General features: G+C 33.9%; 28 protein-coding genes and 4 pseudogenes. 14 read left to right on the forward strand and 18 right to left on the reverse strand.

Annotated elements, in window-relative coordinates; translation table 11 throughout:
* Positions 1-125 precede the first annotated feature (125 nt).
* The gene (gene secF, locus M3L71_RS04495; RefSeq protein ID WP_280143208.1) at positions 126-1,001 is read left to right on the forward strand and encodes a protein translocase subunit SecF; all 876 of its coding nucleotides are present in this window, start codon (positions 126-128) and stop codon (positions 999-1,001) included.
* 5 nt (positions 1,002-1,006) lie between these two features.
* Here the strand turns inward: secF and M3L71_RS04500 are convergent, their stop codons facing one another.
* Entirely contained in the window at positions 1,007-1,531 is a 525-nt protein-coding gene (locus tag M3L71_RS04500) for a TIGR02281 family clan AA aspartic protease (protein WP_280143209.1), read from the reverse strand.
* 113 nt (positions 1,532-1,644) lie between these two features.
* On the opposite strand from M3L71_RS04500, the gene yidC reads away from it, so the two are divergent.
* The 3 genes from yidC to nusB are packed head-to-tail and all read left to right on the forward strand — an operon-like array spanning position 1,645 to position 4,242.
* Entirely contained in the window at positions 1,645-3,354 is a 1,710-nt protein-coding gene (gene yidC, locus M3L71_RS04505) for a membrane protein insertase YidC (RefSeq protein WP_280143210.1), read from the forward strand.
* Positions 3,332-3,760 carry a 6,7-dimethyl-8-ribityllumazine synthase gene (locus tag M3L71_RS04510; RefSeq protein ID WP_280143211.1) on the forward strand — a complete coding sequence of 143 codons (429 nt, stop codon included), beginning with the start codon at positions 3,332-3,334 and terminating at the stop codon, positions 3,758-3,760. Before yidC ends, M3L71_RS04510 begins: the two co-directional genes overlap by 23 nt.
* The gene (gene nusB, locus M3L71_RS04515; RefSeq protein ID WP_280143212.1) at positions 3,760-4,242 is read left to right on the forward strand and encodes a transcription antitermination factor NusB; all 483 of its coding nucleotides are present in this window, start codon (positions 3,760-3,762) and stop codon (positions 4,240-4,242) included. Before M3L71_RS04510 ends, nusB begins: the two co-directional genes overlap by 1 nt.
* A 45-nt stretch (positions 4,243-4,287) precedes the next feature.
* On the opposite strand, the gene M3L71_RS04520 is transcribed toward nusB, so the two are convergent.
* The 3 genes from M3L71_RS04520 to M3L71_RS04530 are packed head-to-tail and all read right to left on the reverse strand — an operon-like array spanning position 4,288 to position 5,495.
* Complete coding sequence (locus M3L71_RS04520; protein WP_349292739.1) at positions 4,288-4,887, reverse strand: IS630 family transposase; 600 nt, start codon at positions 4,885-4,887, stop codon at positions 4,288-4,290.
* Positions 4,888-4,897: 10 nt separating this feature from the next.
* Entirely contained in the window at positions 4,898-5,245 is a 348-nt protein-coding gene (locus tag M3L71_RS04525) for a transposase (RefSeq protein ID WP_264336399.1), read from the reverse strand.
* On the reverse strand, positions 5,235-5,495 hold the full coding sequence (locus M3L71_RS04530) for a hypothetical protein (RefSeq protein ID WP_280143213.1): 261 nt from the start codon (positions 5,493-5,495) through the stop codon (positions 5,235-5,237). The genes M3L71_RS04525 and M3L71_RS04530 overlap by 11 nt, the downstream gene beginning before the upstream one ends.
* 193 nt (positions 5,496-5,688) lie before the next feature.
* Here M3L71_RS04530 and M3L71_RS04535 point away from each other — a divergent pair, with 193 nt between their 5' ends.
* Complete coding sequence (locus M3L71_RS04535) at positions 5,689-5,883, forward strand: hypothetical protein (protein ID WP_039833188.1); 195 nt, start codon at positions 5,689-5,691, stop codon at positions 5,881-5,883.
* Positions 5,884-5,985: 102 nt separating this feature from the next.
* Here the strand turns inward: M3L71_RS04535 and dut are convergent, their stop codons facing one another.
* The 5 genes and pseudogenes from dut to M3L71_RS04560 all read right to left on the reverse strand — a co-directional run bounded on the left by dut (position 5,986) and on the right by M3L71_RS04560 (position 8,966).
* Positions 5,986-6,447: a dUTP diphosphatase gene (gene dut, locus M3L71_RS04540; protein WP_280143214.1), complete on the reverse strand. Its 462-nt coding sequence runs from the start codon at positions 6,445-6,447 to the stop codon at positions 5,986-5,988.
* Between the two features lie 581 nt (positions 6,448-7,028).
* On the reverse strand, positions 7,029-7,184 hold the full coding sequence (locus M3L71_RS04545; protein WP_410543462.1) for a hypothetical protein: 156 nt from the start codon (positions 7,182-7,184) through the stop codon (positions 7,029-7,031).
* A pseudogene (locus M3L71_RS04550) lies at positions 7,159-8,160 on the reverse strand (IS630 family transposase). The gene M3L71_RS04545 and the pseudogene M3L71_RS04550 overlap by 26 nt, the downstream one beginning before the upstream one ends.
* Before the next feature lie 81 nt (positions 8,161-8,241).
* Positions 8,242-8,343 (reverse strand): annotated as a pseudogene (locus tag M3L71_RS04555) (hypothetical protein); the annotation flags it as partial.
* Between the two features lie 287 nt (positions 8,344-8,630).
* On the reverse strand, positions 8,631-8,966 hold the full coding sequence (locus M3L71_RS04560) for a transposase (RefSeq protein WP_280143215.1): 336 nt from the start codon (positions 8,964-8,966) through the stop codon (positions 8,631-8,633).
* A gap of 82 nt (positions 8,967-9,048) precedes the next feature.
* Here M3L71_RS04560 and M3L71_RS04565 point away from each other — a divergent pair, with 82 nt between their 5' ends.
* On the forward strand, positions 9,049-9,396 hold the full coding sequence (locus tag M3L71_RS04565) for an IS630 transposase-related protein (RefSeq protein WP_280143216.1): 348 nt from the start codon (positions 9,049-9,051) through the stop codon (positions 9,394-9,396).
* Positions 9,397-9,424: 28 nt separating this feature from the next.
* Positions 9,425-10,210, forward strand: a complete 786-nt coding sequence (locus tag M3L71_RS04570) for an IS630 family transposase (RefSeq protein ID WP_280144138.1) — start codon at positions 9,425-9,427, stop codon at positions 10,208-10,210.
* Here M3L71_RS04570 and M3L71_RS08435 read toward each other — a convergent pair.
* Together M3L71_RS08435 and M3L71_RS04575 are read right to left on the reverse strand one after the other, a co-directional pair.
* Positions 10,180-10,623 (reverse strand): annotated as a pseudogene (locus tag M3L71_RS08435) (IS110 family transposase); the annotation flags it as partial. The gene M3L71_RS04570 and the pseudogene M3L71_RS08435 overlap by 31 nt on opposite strands.
* A gap of 66 nt (positions 10,624-10,689) precedes the next feature.
* Positions 10,690-11,163 (reverse strand): annotated as a pseudogene (locus M3L71_RS04575) (DNA-processing protein DprA); the annotation flags it as partial.
* Positions 11,164-11,224: 61 nt separating this feature from the next.
* Between M3L71_RS04575 and M3L71_RS04580 the strand changes: the two are divergent.
* Positions 11,225-11,599, forward strand: coding sequence for a ferredoxin family protein (locus tag M3L71_RS04580; RefSeq protein WP_010405211.1), 375 nt, complete (start codon positions 11,225-11,227; stop codon positions 11,597-11,599).
* Between the two features lie 32 nt (positions 11,600-11,631).
* On the opposite strand, the gene M3L71_RS04585 is transcribed toward M3L71_RS04580, so the two are convergent.
* Positions 11,632-11,892, reverse strand: a complete 261-nt coding sequence (locus M3L71_RS04585; RefSeq protein WP_280143218.1) for a hypothetical protein — start codon at positions 11,890-11,892, stop codon at positions 11,632-11,634.
* Between the two features lie 82 nt (positions 11,893-11,974).
* Between M3L71_RS04585 and M3L71_RS04590 the strand changes: the two genes are divergently transcribed.
* The 3 genes from M3L71_RS04590 to argS all read left to right on the forward strand — a co-directional run bounded on the left by M3L71_RS04590 (position 11,975) and on the right by argS (position 15,087).
* A complete protein-coding gene (locus M3L71_RS04590) occupies positions 11,975-12,322 on the forward strand; it encodes a transposase (protein WP_264336399.1) in 348 nt (115 codons plus the stop codon).
* Positions 12,323-12,350: 28 nt separating this feature from the next.
* Complete coding sequence (locus M3L71_RS04595) at positions 12,351-12,863, forward strand: IS630 family transposase (RefSeq protein WP_280144139.1); 513 nt, start codon at positions 12,351-12,353, stop codon at positions 12,861-12,863.
* A 517-nt stretch (positions 12,864-13,380) separates the two neighbouring features.
* Complete coding sequence (gene argS, locus M3L71_RS04600; RefSeq protein WP_280143219.1) at positions 13,381-15,087, forward strand: arginine--tRNA ligase; 1,707 nt, start codon at positions 13,381-13,383, stop codon at positions 15,085-15,087.
* A gap of 62 nt (positions 15,088-15,149) precedes the next feature.
* On the opposite strand, the gene ccmA is transcribed toward argS, so the two are convergent.
* On the reverse strand, positions 15,150-15,773 hold the full coding sequence (gene ccmA, locus M3L71_RS04605) for a heme ABC exporter ATP-binding protein CcmA (RefSeq protein WP_280143220.1): 624 nt from the start codon (positions 15,771-15,773) through the stop codon (positions 15,150-15,152).
* A gap of 3 nt (positions 15,774-15,776) precedes the next feature.
* Positions 15,777-16,208, reverse strand: coding sequence for a hypothetical protein (locus M3L71_RS04610; RefSeq protein ID WP_064085636.1), 432 nt, complete (start codon positions 16,206-16,208; stop codon positions 15,777-15,779).
* Positions 16,209-16,644: 436 nt separating this feature from the next.
* Here M3L71_RS04610 and M3L71_RS04615 point away from each other — a divergent pair, with 436 nt between their 5' ends.
* From M3L71_RS04615 to M3L71_RS04625, 3 genes are read left to right on the forward strand one after another with little or no spacing between them, the layout of a single operon-like run.
* Positions 16,645-16,959, forward strand: a complete 315-nt coding sequence (locus M3L71_RS04615) for a hypothetical protein (protein WP_280143222.1) — start codon at positions 16,645-16,647, stop codon at positions 16,957-16,959.
* Complete coding sequence (locus M3L71_RS04620) at positions 16,949-17,326, forward strand: IS630 transposase-related protein (protein WP_280143223.1); 378 nt, start codon at positions 16,949-16,951, stop codon at positions 17,324-17,326. The genes M3L71_RS04615 and M3L71_RS04620 overlap by 11 nt, the downstream gene beginning before the upstream one ends.
* Positions 17,323-17,826 (forward strand): IS630 family transposase, encoded by a 504-nt coding sequence (locus M3L71_RS04625; protein ID WP_280144140.1) that lies wholly within the window; start codon positions 17,323-17,325, stop codon positions 17,824-17,826. The genes M3L71_RS04620 and M3L71_RS04625 overlap by 4 nt, the downstream gene beginning before the upstream one ends.
* Positions 17,827-18,116: 290 nt before the next feature.
* Here the strand turns inward: M3L71_RS04625 and M3L71_RS04630 are convergent, their stop codons facing one another.
* Genes M3L71_RS04630 through M3L71_RS04645 form a run of 4 tightly spaced genes read right to left on the reverse strand, consistent with a single transcriptional unit; the run spans position 18,117 to position 19,852 of the window.
* Entirely contained in the window at positions 18,117-18,836 is a 720-nt protein-coding gene (locus M3L71_RS04630; protein WP_280143224.1) for a hypothetical protein, read from the reverse strand.
* A 57-nt stretch (positions 18,837-18,893) separates the two neighbouring features.
* On the reverse strand, positions 18,894-19,145 hold the full coding sequence (locus tag M3L71_RS04635; RefSeq protein ID WP_280143225.1) for a recombinase family protein: 252 nt from the start codon (positions 19,143-19,145) through the stop codon (positions 18,894-18,896).
* A complete protein-coding gene (locus M3L71_RS04640) occupies positions 19,132-19,443 on the reverse strand; it encodes a serine integrase family protein (RefSeq protein ID WP_280143226.1) in 312 nt (103 codons plus the stop codon). Before M3L71_RS04640 ends, M3L71_RS04635 begins: the two co-directional genes overlap by 14 nt.
* Before the next feature lie 49 nt (positions 19,444-19,492).
* A complete protein-coding gene (locus tag M3L71_RS04645) occupies positions 19,493-19,852 on the reverse strand; it encodes a recombinase family protein (RefSeq protein WP_280143227.1) in 360 nt (119 codons plus the stop codon).
* Positions 19,853-19,984 lie beyond the last annotated feature (132 nt).

Consider the following 19,984-nt stretch of genomic DNA (forward strand, 5'->3'; position numbering starts at 1 on the left):
TTTTTTGATCAAATATCTTTTTCAAGTAGATTAAGTAAATCAAAGATCATTATTAGTATAAGCTAAGAGAAAATAGCTAGTCGATTGCTTAAAAAGTATATAAAATCACAATTTAAGTAGGAAATATGGCAATTAGACTTATTACAGATAATCTTGATATAAAATTTAGTAAATATAGAAATTTGACAGCACTTGTTAGCGTTATTCTTATCATTTTTTCAATGCTTACTTTTATGCTGCGAGGAATGAATTTGGGTATAGACTTTACAGGTGGAATTTTGATAGAGATAAAATCTTCAAGCAAGGATGATTCTATTCTCGGTATATTAAAAGAGAGTGGATTTACGATACAGAGTTCAAAAGCTGGTGATAACTTAGTTGTGCGGTTTAAAGATGAGGGAGATGAAGATAAAATTAAAAAGGTTAAAAGTATATTAGAGAGCAAATTAGGTAATTTAGTAACTTATCGCAAAATAGATTATGTTGGTCCACAAATAGGCTCAACGCAGATATTTGAAGGGATATCAGCCATGTTAATTGCAATTATTGGAATATTTTTTTATGTTTGGCTTAGATTTAACTGGCAGTGTGGACTTGGTGGAATAATGGCACTGATCCATGATGTGATTTTAACTCTTGGCTTTATCAGTTTAACGAGTATTGAGTTTAATATTTCATCAGTTGCAGCTCTCCTTACCGTAATTGGCTACTCAATCAATAACTCAGTGGTTATATATGATCGGATTCGAGAGTATCAAAAAAGTGGAAAAAATGCAAAAATAGGTGAAGTAGTTGATGCCAGCATTAATTCGACGCTATTTCGCACTATGTTAACTTCAGGTACCACTCTTCTTGCCGCTCTTCCTTTAGTGCTGATTTGTACAGGTGTGGTCAGAGACTTCTGCTTAATCATTTCTTTTGGCATTGCAATCGGCACCTGTTCCGCAATATTTATCTCTGCTCCTATATTGACCTGCAGAGCGTTGATAAGTAGAGTATAGAACGTTTAACTACGATATAATATTAGCTTGTTATCCCTAATAGTGAAATGAAAATATCTCAAAAAGCTCATACCAAGTAATGAATGGGACATAGAGTGAGTATTAACACTAGCGTGCACATCATTAATTAAAAAATTTCCTATTTTAACTTGAGGTATTTGAACCACTCCAGCTTTTATTTGACCTTTTGCAGTTTCATATATTTTAAAGTCTTGAATGTTTTGTAAGTTAATACCAGCATGTAACGCATCTTTTTGCGATAGAACAATATCAGTTGCTCCGGTATCAAGCAAAAACGTTATATTACGATCATTGACTTGAGCTTGAATATAAAAGTGTCCATCGTATGACTTTGTAAATTCAATACTTCCGCCATTTTGAACCCTTCCTTTGTACGGTAGAAAAGTGCTCAGAAACCTATTGATTAGTTTATCCCCTTGTGAATCAATAAACATTGCAGTAATGACTGTTATCAGTAGCCAAATAACTAGATTTTTTGCTGCATTCATATTATTAAAATTTGAAGCCATAAGAGTAAATTTTTAAGATTAGCGTTAAAAGCTATTATTAAAAATAAGTAAATTTTATTGTTTTAGTACAATATTTAATATATACTTTAAGGAGGTATCTTCGATTTCATTTCATGTCAGAAGCAAAAAATTTAATTTTAGCAACAATTCTTTCTATATTGATTATAGTATTATGGCATATTATTTATGATAATTTTCTTAACACGAGCCAAAGCCAACCATCGATTGAAAATATTGAAGATATCGAATCTTCTAACGACCTTGCTCCTATGATATACCAAAATCGTTCTGAAATTATTAATTCTACTAGAGAACAGAGAGTTAATTTAACCAATAACATGCTTGAAGGATCAATTTCTCTGAAAGGTGCAAGGTTTGATGACTTAATCTTAACTAACTACCACTTAGAACCGAGTTCTTCTTCTCCACAAGTGGTGTTACTGTCACCTGCAGAATCAAAAGATGTATATTTCGCAGAATTTGGGTGGCTCGATCCGAATGAAAAGATTAAAGTTCCAGATTCTAAAACAGTATGGCAAGCAGATAAACTCAATCAAAAAGAGGTCGATTTATTTTGGGATAATGAAAATGGCATTTTATTTAGAATGAAAATTAGCCTTGACGATAACTACATGTTTAAAGTTGAGCAAATTATTGAAAACAATACAAAAGATAATGTAGTTTTGGTTCCCTATGGTAAAATCAATCGTAAACGTGATAATATTAACGAATCCTATTGGATATCACATGAAGGAGTACTAGGTGCATTTAACAATAAACCAGAGGAGTGGACATATAAGGATATTTCCAAGAAACGTTTAATAAAGGCCAGCACAAGTGAAAAAAGTTGGTTTGGTTTTGCTGATAAATATTGGTTTACAGCTATCATACCTGAAAAATCTGATCAAATAAATGTAAGTATTAAGCATACGAATGTTAATAACATTGATAAGTTTCAAGTAGATTTTGTTAAACCTTACAAACACATACTCCCTGGTGCAAGTGTTTCTACTCTGAACTACTTTTTTGCTGGGGCAAAGAAGTTGAATTTACTTGATTCTTATAAAGACACTCTTAATATACCTTTATTTGATAAGGCTGTAGATTTTGGTGTACTTTATTTTATAACCAAGCCAGTGTTTTTACTGCTTGAATATTTTAACTTTGTTTTGAAAAATTTTGGCTTAGCAATATTATTGCTAACTTTAGTAATCAAACTTTTGATGCTTCCATTATCTAATAGATCATATATTTCGATGTTCAAGGTGAAAAGCCTGCAGCCTGAATTAACTCGTATAAAAGAGTTGTACAAAAATGACAGCTTAAAGCAGCACAAAGAGACAATTGCGTTGTTCAAGAGAAACAATGTAAATCCAATGTCGAGCATTTTACCTATGCTCATACAAATACCAGTATTTTTTTCTCTGTATAAAGTATTATTTGTTACTATAGAGATGAGACACGCCCCTTTTTATTTATGGATTAAGGATCTTTCAGCTTCTGATCCAACAAACATTTTTACATTATTTGGGTTGTTTAATTATAACTTTCCTATTTCTATAGGCATTTTACCTATAATTTTCGGCGCTACCATGATAATTCAGCAGAAGCTAAGTGAGAAAGATCAAACCAGTAAAGATGATATTCAAGTAAATGTTATGAAGTTTTTACCTTACATTTCTGTCTTTATTTTTTCTTCTTTTCCTGCCGGCCTGGTAATATATTGGATATTTAGTAATATTATAACTCTGGTTCAACAATCATTAATAAAGTTGCTTTTAACAAGAAAAGTAGGAATGAATGTCGAAAATACTAATAGTTAATTCAGTTTATTATACTGAAATAGCAAACCTTTTGCTTGAGGGTGCAACTGATAAATTCAAAGGAAATAATATTGGTTACGAGATAATTAAAGCGCCTGGTACGTTTGAGATACCAGCTGCAATTCTTTTTGCGGTCAAAGGCAAGAATACTAATTATGATGGTTATTTAGCTCTTGGGTGCGTGATTCGCGGTGAAACTGATCATTATAAATACGTTTGCAAAGGAGTAATCGAAGGCTTAAATGAAGTTATTATGCATTATGCAATACCCCTTGGTATGGGCGTAATTACCGCTGACAGCAAAGATAAAGCACTAATTAGAGCTGACAAAAATAAAAAGAACGTTGGTGGCCATGCAGCCTCAACTGTTTTGCATATGATAGATTTATACAACAAATTAAAGTAATGGAGGAAAAACCGGTAGATAAAAAGTGGCGTATAAAAAGAAGTGCGGCAAGATTTCTTGCTGTACAAATTGCTTATTCAAATATTTTCGTAGGTTACAACAAAAGCACCTTTAAACTGGAAAATTGTGAGCTTAAGGACTACATAAGTAAGTTGAAAGATATATTTGAATGTGAAGAATTTGAACATCAGTTCTTAGAAAACTTGTTATATAAGGTTATAAAAAGCAGTGAAGAATATGATAAAATAATAGAGTCTTACTTACACCCAAGCTGGTCCCTTTCACGGTTAAATCTTATAAGCTTATCTATTTTGCGTGTTGCAATATGTGAGTTGATTAATTGCGATACACCAGTTCCAGTTGTTATCAATGAGTATACTAATATTGCATCTGATTTACTTGATAAACCAAGCGAAATTGGTTTTATTAATGGGTTATTGGATAAGGCAAAAGATGCAGTCAGACTAAATAAAAATCCTTAGCAAATTTCTTATAAGTATGTGAATATCTATTTTTTGAGATAGTTTCTACAATAAGTTTAAGTAAACTAACACTAAAAAATGAAGGGCAGACTTATTTAGTCTACCCCTTTTATACTTAGCTGGGTAATGATCTATAGTATTTTCTAAAATGAATGGATAAATTTCCATTATGGTATTACCAACCAAAAGTTGTAAGTCTGTACATTTATACATTAGAGGTCTGAGGCGGCTTTTGATGGTATGCCAACAGTGTTCTATGGGATTCAAATCTGGTGAATATGTTGGAAGATACAGCACATGAAAGCCAAAAGACTCTATTAATGATTTTGTTTTAGTGGTCTTATGAAATGTAGCATTATCCATAACTATGGTTGTGCCAAGTGGCAATTTAGGTAATAACATCTTCTCCAACAATATATTGAATACCTCTTTTTCACACCCACCTTTGAAAGTCATTGGTGCAATAAATCTCATTCCAATCCACCCGGCTACTATACTGATTCTCTCTCGAGTTCTCCCTGGAACATCTGCATAAATTTTCTTTCCTCTTGGAGCACGTCCATATTCTCGGTATAACTTATTATCAACTCCTGCTTCATCTATATATAAGATGCTGGAATGTTCTATTTTTGAGATTTTATCAATAAATTGCTGCCTATCTTCTTGATTGCGCTCTTGATATAGTGTGACTTTTTTTTAAAGTAATTTTTAGCTGTTTTAGTCTATACCAAATTGAATTTATTCCAAATCCAAGATTTTGTTTCATCTCTGCCAGAGTATGATCTGGATTCTTTGTAACATATTCTTCGAGTATTTTTGGGTCTATTTTTCGAATAAAGCTACCGTTTTTAGATGGCTTTAAGCTTTCACCAGCAGCTTTCTTTTTTAACCAGCGGTACAGAGTTGCTATTCCTATCTCCATGAGCTCTGCTATCTCAACCTTTGTCTTCCCTTTTTCTATCATCAATACTGCCTTTTCCCTTAAATCCACACTATATGCCATTATAACTCAAATACTTTGTTATACCTTTATCATTTGCTTTGGGAAATACTATATCTTTCTTTTGTTGTTCAGCTTCTGGTGATTTAACAATTGAGCTTGGCACAAGTCTAATGATGAGTTCTTTAGGATCATTTTCTTCAGTGCTAAAACCTAACGTTTTTGACTTTTCTTCATGTATTAATTCATACTCACCTTTATCATTTTTTCTTCCTAATGAATTTATCTTTAATAATCCATCATTGTTATTCATTTCCTTACTTGTAGCAGTAATGTATTAACTTTTACTTTCTAAGCTAAAATATATAAGATACTCATCGGTGATAATACTGCCATCTGGATTCTTATTTCGGTTGTGTTTTTTGATATACTCAAAATCTTCATCTTTTACTTTCACAAATAGATCTCCTGTCTTTTTGATAATAGAAACTACCTGAGTTTTAGTCATGGAATATATTGCTAAACTAGCCAGTGCAACAGCAGCAAATGCTAAAACACTTATTCCAAGTGGTGTAGCTGCAAAAACTGCAATTGGCGCTAAAATCGAAGTTGAAGACACCCAATACGGTGTTGAAAGTGCTACTGCTGTGCCTATAACATACAGAGAAGTAAGCGCTACAAGTGCAATGTTTGTTTTGTGACGGTGGTTTTTAAAAATTGATATAATTTCCTCTTAAAATAAGTTAATAATATATTAATATTACATATCAAAAAATCAATACGGTCAACTTACATATAAAAAACTACCTACCGCTTGAGCCAAAGCCCCCTTCATTGCGGACGGTTTCTTCTGTGCAGAATTCTTCTCTGTCATCCCAAATTACCTGAGATACAGGAGTGATGAGGATTTGTGCGATTCTATCTCCTCTTTTTATTTCATATGGCTGATTACTTAGATTGATTAGGCAAACTTTAACTTCACCTCGATAATCGGAGTCTATAGTGCCCGGAGAATTTAAGACAGTGATTCCATGTTTTGCAGCAAGCCCAGAACGTGGGCGAACTTGTCCTTCAAAACCGTTTGGTATTGCAATCACAATGCCAGTTGGAATAAGTAACCTTTCAAGTGGATTTAAAATAATAGAGTCGTCCAATCCAGCATAAAGATCCATGCCAGCACTCTGCATAGTTGCATAACAGGGAAGAGGCAAGCTTTTGCCATGTGATAACTTTTTTACTTCTACTTTAATTTTATCTCTTTGCATTTTTATTCACCAGTTATGAAAATTTGATTGTAGCATGTAAATTATGCCTGTAAAAGATAAGAAAACTACTTGACAAATCTTTCAGCTTACTTACTATAAAATTCAAAGTGTTTTATTACCTTCAATCTGTTCAGATTAAACGACAAAAGTATTATACAGTTGGCGTCTTATAAATCTTTCCGCTATGTGCACTTTATGTCTTCACAATAATTTCTACCTAATATAAGCTGAAACGGGCTTATAAAACGTTTAAAACAGTACGTTTGTATAGAGGGTGTCATTCCAGCGCGTGACGCTGGTTCCTGGATCTAAGTGTCTGGGCACTGGGATGAGAAAAAAGGGGCTACTTGAATGACACCTTATGTTCCAGCACGTGACACATAATTGTACGAACATTCATTTTTGAATACAGCAAATGGTCAATGACCAGACACTGGCATCCAGAAATTTTATTAGGTTGGTAAGCACAAAAGTAGTTGCTTTATGCTAAAACACAACGGTTGAAAGACTCGATTCCAGCGTCACGCGCTGGAATGACATCAAAGGGTGTAATAGTTTAGACTTGATCTGACAGGCGTGAATTATCTGACAGAAGAATTGACAAAGTCAAAACCAAAATCAGCATCCTGTTTAATGCTATCAATATTTTTCTGATAAGCAATATGCATGCTATCAAAAAAGGTTTGCATAGGAGTCTTATACCAAAATCCATTACTGACGGAACAAATAAGAAACATTACAAACTCGTTTAATAGTAGTACTGGAAATATTGACAATAAAATTACACAAAACATCTTCAAGTAAACCTATGGTATCGTAGATACTATTGCGTAAAGTATTGTATTTGATATATTGCCACAACCTTTCAACAGGATTCAGTTCCGGTGAATAAGGAGGCAAGTATATGATGGTAATGTTTTCCTGAATTTTCAAACTTTTTGATCTATGCCAACTTGCACAATCCATTACAAGAAAGGCTTCTTTCGTGCCTAAATCTTTCGACATCTGCTCCAGAAATATATTCATACAATCAGTGTTTACATATGGAGCAAGTAGGCTAATTTTCTTACCACTTCTTGGATTTACCGCACTTTAGATATAGAAATTTTGTCTACCAATTTTCATTTTAACCTGCGTTCTGACCCCTTTTAAACCATCCGTGTCCGATTTTTGAATGAGTCCCAAATCGTGATTCATCAAAAACACCTCCCTTTTAGGGTGGAAATTGACTATTTTATTGAAGTATCTTTTAAACTCTTCTTGCTTGTTTTTATCTTGTTTATGGTGCATTGGCCTCGGTGTTATGTAAGAAAATTTCATCCTTTGTATCTCACGGTGCACTGTTGATTTGCTGATGTTTAGGGCAAATTCCTCTGAGATTTTTATTTGTACTTCCTTAATAGTAATATTTGGATTTCTTTCTACCCATATTTCAATTTGCTCACGTTGATTTTTGTTTAATTTGCTTTTTCTTCTCCGCTGAAACGGGGCAAATAATTTTTCTACTCTACCAAATTTTAGATGCTTTATCCATTCAGTCAAAGCAGTCCTTGAAATTTTACATATTCTTGCCACAGCGCTTATACTACTTTCTTTTCCTGCTATCACCGCTTGTAACTTTTTTGAAACATATGCGTTATTTCTTACCTTTTTTAACATTTCTTTCGCTAAATTTACAACTCTTTCGTCTAATAGTTTTGACCTTAATGCCATTTATACCTCGCTATTTCACTTACTCTAGTATGACTTTTTCCCCATTATTCTCTATCTGTTCTTTCTATAGCGGGAATTGGTATCAGTAATTACTAACCCGCCATTTTCAGTGATTCTTTTATATAGATCAAAATTTTCTCTTGGGTATACTACGTCAATTCCTCTTGCTGTGACAGCAATGGTTCTCTAATTGCGTACAAGTCAACAATAATTTTCACATAGATCAAAATAGCATATTTCCTCCATAATCCTTGATATAAATTAAAAATAGCATGCTTCCATGGTTCTCTCCGCGGTCTGATATGGCTAGTTTAATTTTAGCCAAGCCGCACTATACTTGTTAGGGCGGAAGTGGATGGCAACATGTTGTTTACGAAGTCTACGCTTCAACCATAGCTCTTGCTTATCCCTTCCATCGGCATTACTATCTTTACTTTCAATAAAATTATTGTCCTATACTCCTTTAGTGTTTATTGATAATAAAATTCTGTTTTATCAACCAACATTCTATGCATAATTAAAGCTAGTTTTCTTGCTAATGCAACTACTGCTTTCTTTACACCCTTCTTTTTTGCAAGCTTTATTCCCCAGCTTTTTAATTTGAATTTTTTCTTGCTAACTGTCAGTATTGTATGCGCAGCTTCATACAACATATTTCTACATTCTACCGGTCCCATCTTTGATATGCTACCATGACGATTAACTTCTCCAGAAGCGTACTGTCTTGGCGTCAATCCCATATAGGCTCCGACTGTATCAGATGTTTCAAACCTATGTGGATTATCAATTGTAGCCTTATACGTCATTGCTACTATAATACCAACTCCTGGTACAGTATAGTATTTCCCAAAGCAAATGATAAAGGTATAATAAAGTATTTGAGTTATAATGGCATATAGTGTGGATTTAAGGGAAAAGGCAGTATTGATGATAGAAAAAGGGAAGACAAAGGTTGAGATAGCAGAGCTCATGGAGATAGGAATAGCAACTCTGTACCGCTGGTTAAAAAAGAAAGCTGATGGTGAAAGCTTAAAGCCATCTAAAAACGGTAGCTTTATTCGAAAAATAGAACCAAAAATACTCGAAGAATATGTTACAAAGAATCCAGATCATACTCTGGCAGAGATGAAACAAAATCTTGGATTTGGAATAAATTCAATTTGGTATAGACTAAAACAGCTAAAAATTACTTTAAAAAAAAGTCACACTATATCAAGAGCGCAATCAAGAAGATAGGCAGCAATTTATTGATAAAATCTCAAAAATAGAACATTCCAGCATCTTATATATAGATGAAGCAGGAGTTGATAATAAGTTATACCGAGAATATGGACGTGCTCCAAGAGGAAAGAAAATTTATGCAGATATTCCAGGGAGAACTCGAGAGAGAATCAGTATAGTAGCCGGGTGGATTGGAATGAGATTTATTGCACCAATGACTTTCAAAGGTGGGTGTGAAAAAGAGGTATTCAATATATTGTTGGAGAAGATGTTATTACCTAAATTGCCACTTGGCACAACCATAGTTATGGATAATGCTACATTTCATAAGACCACTAAAACAAAATCATTAATAGAGTCTTTTGGCTTTCATGTGCTGTATCTTCCAACATATTCACCAGATTTGAATCCCATAGAACACTGTTGGCATACCATCAAAAGCCGCCTCAGACCTCTAATGTATAAATGTACAGACTTACAACTTTTGGTTGGTAATACCATAATGGAAATTTATCCATTCATTTTAGAAAATACTATAGTTAATAATTTGCAATCTTCGTCTTTCTTGCCTTTCTCTGATAATATTTTATCAAGCTTTTTTATTGATTCTTCTATTATTTCCAAACTACAAACTAATGCTTCAATTGAATCCTTACTGACTTTATCTAGATCTTTTATTGCTTCTTGCACTTTTAAAGAAAAGATTACAATCTTTGACTTCTTGCCAAGATTTATTCCGTATATCTTCAATAGCCCTCTTATTGTTCCCATAATTTGCTCTCTGCAATACATTAACTGCCTTCTACTTCCGAGCGTTACCTTAACTTGACAAGACTCATCTGATTTTACTAATACCTCTTTATACAGCCCAGCTCTCATCATTTGTGCTATACCCCTTGCATCATTTTTATCGTTTTTATTGATTCTCGCAGACAATGATGCTGCCATATGCCTCGCATCTACACAAATTACTGGTAATTCAAAGCTCCTTAACTCTTTGCACATCGATATTGACAATTGCCCACTTTCTATTCCTATGGATTCGTATTCTCTGCTTTGACTAAGCAGAAACTCAGCTATTGCACTGCTCTCACTTGCAACAATTTCTTCTTTAACAATTTTTCCTTTCTCATCAACGATACTTACAAAAGTTTCTTTGAGTGACAAATCTAATCCGCTATAATATTTCATAAGACTACTCCTACTGTAAAGGTTTAAATTATTTTTGAAGAACAGATTCATTGAACTTGTTACTTCGTGCTAAAATAATGGAGTATGTCTCTCCATCATTCAATCGCAATTACAGTATGTTGGGTGATTTTTGTATATTACACTGTTTGCTGGAGTATCGATCCCTCTTGCAAGTCCAGAAATTACGATGAAACCAACTTCGCTTAAATCAAGTGCCAACTTATTGGCAAAATTTCTTCCATTGATTGAAGAATTACGTCCACCGATTATTGCAATTATCTCACGGCTTAACAATGATATATCACCAAGTGTAGTTATTACAGGAGGACAACTCGGTATATTCCTTAAAATGTCAGGGTAATCTGGATCACATGCTGGTATTATTTTGGCTCCAATTTTTTCTGCATTCTTAATTTCTTCTTGTACATTTTTAATTCCATAATCCTTGTTAGCCAATTCATTAAGATACTTAAGCACTTCATCTAGTGAGCCACATGCTCTTAGTATACTAAAAAACTTTACTGGTCCCAAAGTTCTAGCCAAGCTTAGCCATATTTCTAATTCTTCGTTATTTAATTTATTTATCTTCATAAAAGGCTTGAATTTCTTATCAGTTTAGTGTACTCAAGACAATGCAAATATACAGTATTTTATGACGCATTTTGTTACAGATAAATGCATAAAATGTAAATATACGGACTGTGTAGAAGTATGTCCCGTTGACTGCTTTTATGAAGGTAAAAATATGCTCGTGATTAACCCAGATGAGTGTATTGATTGTGGAGTGTGTATACCTGAATGTCCAGTAGATGCAATTGTAACTGATGATTCCATAAAAGATATTCTAGAGCTAGATGAAGGCTTACTGAACAATGAACAAAAAATCTTTAAATCATTTTACAACATAAATGTAGAATATTCGCAAAAGTGGCCAAATGTCACAGCTAAAAAGCAACCCCTAGATACAGCAGAAGAGTATAAAGAAAAAAAGGATAAAACAGCTTATTTCGACGAAAATTTAGGGTAATAGAGTACGAAAGTGGACTCACACTTTTTTGATTAAATAGACATTGAATTGTAAGCATCTATTTCATCTGCCATAGACGATAATTGTGCACTCTCAAAACGGAGATTGCTTGCAATGTCTATTAATTTCTCACTAATTTGTGAACGAGGTTCAGGCACTGAAAAGAAAGCATCACATCTAGCCTTGCACAGAGATTTGTCTGTTTCATTGAACGCCTCTTCACAGTTTTTATGGCAAATATGAGATAGGTTGCGTGCCTGAAACGTTAATGAATTCGAGTTTTGTGTAGACATAACCATAATATACTCTTAAATTAAAAAACTATAGTATTTCCCAAAGCAAATGATAAAGGTATAATAAAGTATTTGAGTTATAATGGCATATAGTGTGGATTTAAGGGAAAAGGCAGTATTGATGATAGAAAAAGGGAAGACAAAGGTTGAGATAGCAGAGCTCATGGAGATAGGAATAGCAACTCTGTACCGCTGGTTAAAAAAGAAAGCTGCTGGTGAAAGCTTAAAGCCATCTAAAAACGGTAGCTTTATTCGAAAAATAGACCCAAAAATACTCGAAGAATATGTTACAAAGAATCCAGATCATACTCTGGCAGAGATGAAACAAAATCTTGGATTTGGAATAAATTCAATTTGGTATAGACTAAAACAGCTAAAAATTACTTTAAAAAAAAGTCACACTATATCAAGAGCGCAATCAAGAAGATAGGCAGCAATTTATTGATAAAATCTCAAAAATAGAACATTCCAGCATCTTATATATAGATGAAGCAGGAGTTGATAATAAGTTATACCGAGAATATGGACGTGCTCCAAGAGGAAAGAAAATTTATGCAGATGTTCCAGGGAGAACTCGAGAGAGAATCAGTATAGTAGCCGGGTGGATTGGAATGAGATTTATTGCACCAATGACTTTCAAAGGTGGGTGTGAAAAAGAGGTATTCAATATATTGTTGGAGAAGATGTTATTACCTAAATTGCCACTTGGCACAACCATAGTTATGGATAATGCTACATTTCATAAGACCACTAAAACAAAATCATTAATAGAGTCTTTTGGCTTTCATGTGCTGTATCTTCCAACATATTCACCAGATTTGAATCCCATAGAACACTGTTGGCATACCATCAAAAGCCGCCTCAGACCTCTAATGTATAAATGTACAGACTTACAACTTTTGGTTGGTAATACCATAATGGAAATTTATCCATTCATTTTAGAAAATACTATAGTGTTACTGATAATCTAACGAATGCTGTTCAATATGAAGAAGATAGGGAAAAACTTACCGCAGATGAAGTAGATAAAAAAGATGAGGAAAAACCTACCGCAGATGAAGGAAATAAGGTAAAACCTACCGTAGATGAGTGTAAACTACACCCATGCTGCAAGTATTATTATAATTTGTGTTTCAACGATTGTTATGATTCATGTTGTAGTAATCATGACGTAGCATGGTTTAATACTTGCGACGATGGCAACACAGTAATGCTGAATACAACTTGGGATTGGGAAATAGAACTACCTGGAATTATATGGTATCCGGAGTTTTTTGACTTTGGTTATTCTGAATTAATGTTGATCTAAGTTTATGGTTTCAGAGTATAATGCTATGATATACGAAAAGTTGCTGTCTAAGTTTAATCTATCAAGTGTTACATCAGCCTGTTAAAGCAAAAGAGAAAATGAAGGTAAAATAGTTAAGATAACCCTTCAACTCCTTCCATTTATCAACTATACTGCTATAGATTTTAGCAGTATAATAAATGAACATTTTCAAGCAGGTTTCCTCTCTAATTTCCAGCAAATTAAATAAGTTGAAGCAAAGGGGTGTTATAAGTACGAATGCAACAAACTTTATTGTAGAGCCTCCGAGCAATAGAGCACATGGAGATATTTACACAAATGTTGCTATGGTGCTTGCAAAGCATGAAAAAAAGAATCCAGTTGAGATTGCAGGGATCTTAGCAGAAGAATTTAAATCTTTTGATGAAGTTGCAAAAGTGGAAATAGCAGGTCCTGGGTTCATCAATATGCACTTAAAAATGGAAGTATGGCATGGGATTTTAAAACAAATAAATGAGCTAAAAACGGAGTTTGGCACTCTCAACATTGGAAACAATCAGGCCATCAATGTTGAGTTTGTATCCGCAAATCCAACTGGGCCACTACATATTGGTCATGCAAGAGGGGCAGTGTTTGGTGATGTTTTAGCAAATTTGCTAAAGAAAGTTGGTTATAAAGTTACTAAGGAGTACTATATCAATGATGCTGGAGCGCAGATAGATACGCTAATTCGGTCAGTATATTTGCGGTATAAGGAAGCTCTGGGAGAGAAAATTAGCATCGAAAAAGGTTTATACCCAGGTGAATATTTAAAACCAATAGGGGAGGGGCTAGCTAAAAAATATGGCAAGGAGCTTAGAGAAGAGGAAGATAATCGAGTAATTATAGAATATACTTTAAGTTCTATTTTAGAACTCATAAAGGAGGACATGAGCTTGCTTGGAGTCAATCATGATATTTTTACTTCAGAGTATGAGCTACAAAAAAATGGCAAAATCGAAGAGAGTATAAAGATATTATCTGATAAGGGTCTTGTGTATGAAGGATACTTGGAGAAACCAAAAGGCAAAGAAAGTGAAAGTTGGACTTCCAGAAAAGAAATGTTATTTCGCTCTACAACATTTGGTGATGATGTTGACCGCGCACTAAAAAAAGAGGATGGTAGCTGGACTTATTTTGCATCGGATATTGCTTACCATTTTGATAAGATATCACGTGGTTTTAACAATATGATCGTAGAGCTCGGCAGTGACCATGGCGGTTATATTAAAAGGCTTAGAGCAGTTGTCTCTGCGCTCAGTGATGATCAAGCAAAGATAGAGGTAAAACTGCATAATATTGTGAATTTCTTCGAAAATGGCAAACCTGTTAAGATGTCGAAAAGATCAGGAAATTTTCTTACAGCTAGGGATGTAGTGGAAGAGGTTGGCAGGGATATAACTCGTTTTATAATGTTAACACGCAAGAATGATATGGTCTTGGACTTTGATTTTGCTAAAGTTAAAGAACAGTCAAAAGACAACCCTATTTTTTATGTGCAATATGCGCACGCCCGTGCTCATTCGTTAATGCGTAATGCTCCAAAAGAACTCCCAACAGCAGACCCTTCACTTTTAAAGACAGATGGGGAGCTATTCCTGATAAAAACCTTAGCAAAGTGGCCAGATGTGGTAGAAATATCTGCAAGACTTTGTGAGCCACACATAATCACTTTCTACTTACTTGAAGTTGCAGAAGCGTTTCACGTTTTATGGGGATATGGCAAAAGTGATTTAAATATGCGGTTTATACTGGAGAATAACTTAAATTTCACCGCTGCAAGAATGTTTCTCGTCCAAGCCTTAGCACACGTCATTGCTTCTGGACTTTCGATTTTTAATATAGAGCCTTTGCAAGAGATGAGTTAATTTTAATGCGTAATATTAAATGTGATAATAAATTATTGATGTAAGTACAATAAGGCCAAAAATTATACAAGAGGTCTGTTAAAATGACGTATGTCGATTGTCTTGAAGTCACACAATTGTTCTGTAGAGCTATGTCCTGTAATAATTACTGTACCGTTCTGCTCAGAGCGTATTGATATTAGGTTCAATACTAATTCACATGTTGTGCTATCAAGATTACAGAAAGGTTCATCTATCAGCCAGATATTTGCATTAGAAATTAAAAGGCGGGCAAGCGCAACTCTTCTTTTCCAGCCTGCAGAAAGTTCACCATATCTAATGTTAAATACAGGTCGCAACTCTAAACAATAAGCAGCTGCCATAACTGATTCTCTAGTGTTCCGTATTCTTGCCCAGAATTCTATGTTTTCACCAATTGTTAAGCTATCTTTACAGGCGTTTTTATGTCCTACGTAAACCATGGAAGATATAAAGGATTTTGGATCATCATATATGTCTTTTCCGCAGTATCTTATATTGCCTGATACTGGCGGTAAGAGTCCAGATAAACTTCTGATTAAGCTGGTTTTGCCGCTACCATTTGGACCAGTGATTAAGATTTTTGATTTTGGCTCAGCTTTTAAATTGAGGTTTTTAAATAATACTTTGTTATTACGAGCACAGGATAGATTTTTACATTCAAGCATGGATTATCTGCCTTTCCCTTTATATTTACCCTTAGTTGAAGACTGAGCTTTTATAAATAGCTCCCAAAATCCTTTCTTATCACCTTCTCTGTGTATCAATTGTGCAAAATGTTTCATTAAACTATTACCCATCATAACCATCTTTGTCCATTTACCTAACGGTTTTGCTATATCAACTATTTCTAGATCTTCTTTGTAAACTTGCATATTCTTTTGTTTCTCCCTTAGCATTTCCTGTTGTTTCATCAACTCTTTTTGCTTATTTTTTTGATATAATTCGTTAAATCTTCTATTTTCTTCCCACTCTTCTTTGAGAACTTTTAGAGGAAATATAATTTTTCTAATATGATTTTTGTATATTTTTCTCAAAAAGAGAAATACTGCAATTATAGTAAGTAATATCGTGCTATATGTAATGATTTGTCCGAATGGCATTTTTATACTCAGCTTATTGGCAAGCGGTATTTACAATTATACCATAACTATAGAAATTTTACAATTTTTTTCTGGATAAAGATAGTAGACTAAAAATTTCTAAAGAACACAAGCAACGTATTTACGTACAGGCTATCAACTACTACACTCAAAACTGACAAGTGATTAATCATTGGAGAGTAGAGGAATCACGGCTCTCTAATGAATAAAGGTGGACTGTGTCAAGCTGGTGAGTAAGGTGGAAATTGAAGAAAATCTAATTGTTGGTTATCATGCTAGATCTACAATATAAGTTATAAAAATTTTAATCATTTTGGCTTATAATAATTTCTGAGTTAACCTTAGATTTCCTGAGCTGTGGTTTCTTTTACCCATGTTGAATTCCTAGCTTTTATACTCTAATTTAATTCCAGTTTTGACTATATAGGAGGTCACAATGTCAAACAATATCTATAGCGATCAAGTTGATAATAGTAATTTATATGCCAACAAACTTTTTTATGATGAAGAGGGTGAGCAAGTCGAAAATCTAGGAGATCAGGTTGCGGAAAAAGAGGATGATAAATCAGAAGAAGATTTACTTCGTGACTGTAGAGATGAAACTAAGAAGGAAAAAGATAAGTTAATACAGTGTAAAAAAGATGCTGTGGAATCACAAAGAGAAATTACACAATTAGAAGAAGAAGCTATAGTATTTCCCAAAGCAAATGATAAAGGTATAACAAAGTATTTGAGTTATAATGGCATATAGTGTGGATTTAAGGGAAAAGGCAGTATTGATGATAGAAAAAGGGAAGACAAAGGTTGAGATAGCAGAGCTCATGGAGATAGGAATAGCAACTCTGTACCGCTGGTTAAAAAAGAAAGCTGATGGTGAAAGCTTAAAGCCATCTAAAAACGGTAGCTTTATTCGAAAAATAGACCCAAAAATACTCGAAGAATATGTTACAAAGAATCCAGATCATACTCTGGCAGAGATGAAACAAAATCTTGGATTTGGAATAAATTCAATTTGGTATAGACTAAAACAGCTAAAAATTACTTTAAAAAAGTCACACTATATCAAGAGCGCAATCAAGAAGATAGGCAGCAATTTATTGATAAAATCTCAAAAATAGAACATTCCAGCATCTTATATATAGATGAAGCAGGAGTTGATAATAAGTTATACCGAGAATATGGACGTGCTCCAAGAGGAAAGAAAATTTATGCAGATATTCCAGGGAGAACTCGAGAGAGAATCAGTATAGTAGCCGGGTGGATTGGAATGAGATTTATTGCACCAATGACTTTCAAAGGTGGGTGTGAAAAAGAGGTATTCAATATATTGTTGGAGAAGATGTTATTACCTAAATTGCCACTTGGCACAACCATAGTTATGGATAATGCTACATTTCATAAGACCACTAAAACAAAATCATTAATAGAGTCTTTTGGCTTTCATGTGCTGTATCTTCCAACATATTCACCAGATTTGAATCCCATAGAACACTGTTGGCATACCATCAAAAGCCGCCTCAGACCTCTAATGTATAAATGTACAGACTTACAACTTTTGGTTGGTAATACCATAATGGAAATTTATCCATTCATTTTAGAAAATACTATAGTGAATTAAAGTCACAGGTTCAAGAAGAGAAAGGGAAGGTAGAACAAACTAAGAATGAAGCTGAGGCAGCAAAGGCAGAAGTTGATGAGTTAAAATTACAGGTTCAAAAAGAAAGGGAGAAGGTAGAACAAACTAAGAATGAAACTGAGGCAGCAAAAGCAGAAGTTGATGAGTTAAAATTACAGGTTCAAGAAGAGAAAGGGAAGGTAGAACAAACTAAGAATGAAGCTGAGGCAGCAAAAGATGAGTTAATACAGTGTAAAAAAGATGCTGAGAAGATGAAAGAAGGCTCTGAACAGTCAATTAATCAGGCAAAGTATGATGATGCTCAAGCAGAAGCCAAACAAGCAAAATTGGAAGCTGAGCAAGCAAGAATAGAAGCTTTGACTACTACGACAATGTTGTAAATTTTGACCTTTTTCATTGTGATGTTCTGTAGAATGAGGTATATCTTTTACTCGAAACACTATATTTACTTCTTCAATATCAACCTCAATTCGCTTAACTAATATTCTGATAACATTACGTTTAGTTAGCCAATCTAAATCATCAAGCTTTGATTTAATATTGGAAAAAAACTCTTCTAAATTGTTTACAACGAGAGTTAATTCTTGTTGTAGATTTTTTCGATTGAATATTTTTTTCTTTTCCTCTTTAACTATTTTTAAGCTCTGTTTTGCTGCTTTAATTCGTGGTTCAAATTCTTCTTTGCTAATATACCCTTGAGTATAGCTATCAATAAGTCTTGAAATGCCTTGTTTCAGCTTATCATCTTGTTTTTTAAGTGAATCAGTTATTTGATCACATGGTGATTTTTGAAGTTCTGAGAGCCTACGCTGATATTCCTTTAAAATTCTGTTTGGATTTTTTAATAGGCTTTTAACTTCTTCCCACACAGCTGTCTCTAATGTAGAAGCACGAATTGTTTTACTATTACAAATCTTATTACCAGCAAAACGGTAAGCATCTGAGCCAATACAACGATAACATTTTTTGAGACTTGCCATATCTTTTAGCATAATAAGAATACTGGCAACGCTTGCATACCAATAAGCCTTGCAATAGATTAGTTGTTCCTATTTGTCTTGCTCTTTGCCTTTTGCGTTCTCAGCTAATTGCTTTTGAACTATATCAAACAAATCTTCATCAACTATTTTAGGTACTGGAATGTAAATCCAATGTTCCCTTCCAACACGATAGGTAGAACTATTATTTTTAGGTTGTTCACAGGAATGTTTGTATGGTCTTATTTGCGGCAGCTTTGCACCTACCTTTGTTTTACCAAAAGCTGCTTGTCCTTTATAGACAGGATTTTTAGTGTACCACAAAGCGTGCCTTTATTCCAGAATTTCCCTTCGCTGACATGATAGACATGGTATTTAGCTGGCGACATACTTCTCCAGCACTCATTCTTTCTCTGCCTATCCAAGAAAATAGCTTACGAACCACTTCCGCTTCTTCTTCATAAACTTCAAACCGAGCTTGTCCTCCTTCCATCTGTTTATTTATATAACGGTAGCCGTAAGGAGCTCTACACATTACATTTACACTACCTTTTTTAGCTGCATAAATTTTTCCTCGACGACATCGTTCAGTAATCTTTGTGTGTTCATATTCTGCTATCATACCTTGCATTTGTAACAATAAATGAGCTTATGGACTATCATTAATCTGATTATTTAAAAAAAATTACTTCTACTTTTGCTTTCTGTAATTCTTCAAGTAAAACCATCTGATATGCATATTTACGCGATAAACGATCAGGAGAATGAATATAGATTATGTCAATTTTACCTTCTGCTACTTTATTACGTAATTTTTCTAAGGCAGGACGAACTAAATTAGATCCACTATAGCCATTATCAACGAATTTATGTTCATCTAGCAATTCATGCCCATCTGCTTTAATTTTATTTTCTAAAGCTGAAAGTTGACTTGCAATCGTATTCTCTTGTACTTGTTTTTCTGAAGAAACTCTTGCATATAAGCTTACTGTTAACATTTGATCCTCCTTGAAGTTCTTTTTTATTTGCATTTACTGAATACTTTAGCACTGGCATTAATTTTGTGTAGGCGTATAATAAATATACCTCTGCCAACCTATCAGGTTCATAACTAACTCGTATGGCAAATCTTTCTTTACTGTTCATAACATTCCATTTAAATA

Origin of the sequence: Wolbachia endosymbiont of Frankliniella intonsa, from assembly GCF_029856955.1 — a bacterium.
Lineage (GTDB): Bacteria > Pseudomonadota > Alphaproteobacteria > Rickettsiales > Anaplasmataceae > Wolbachia.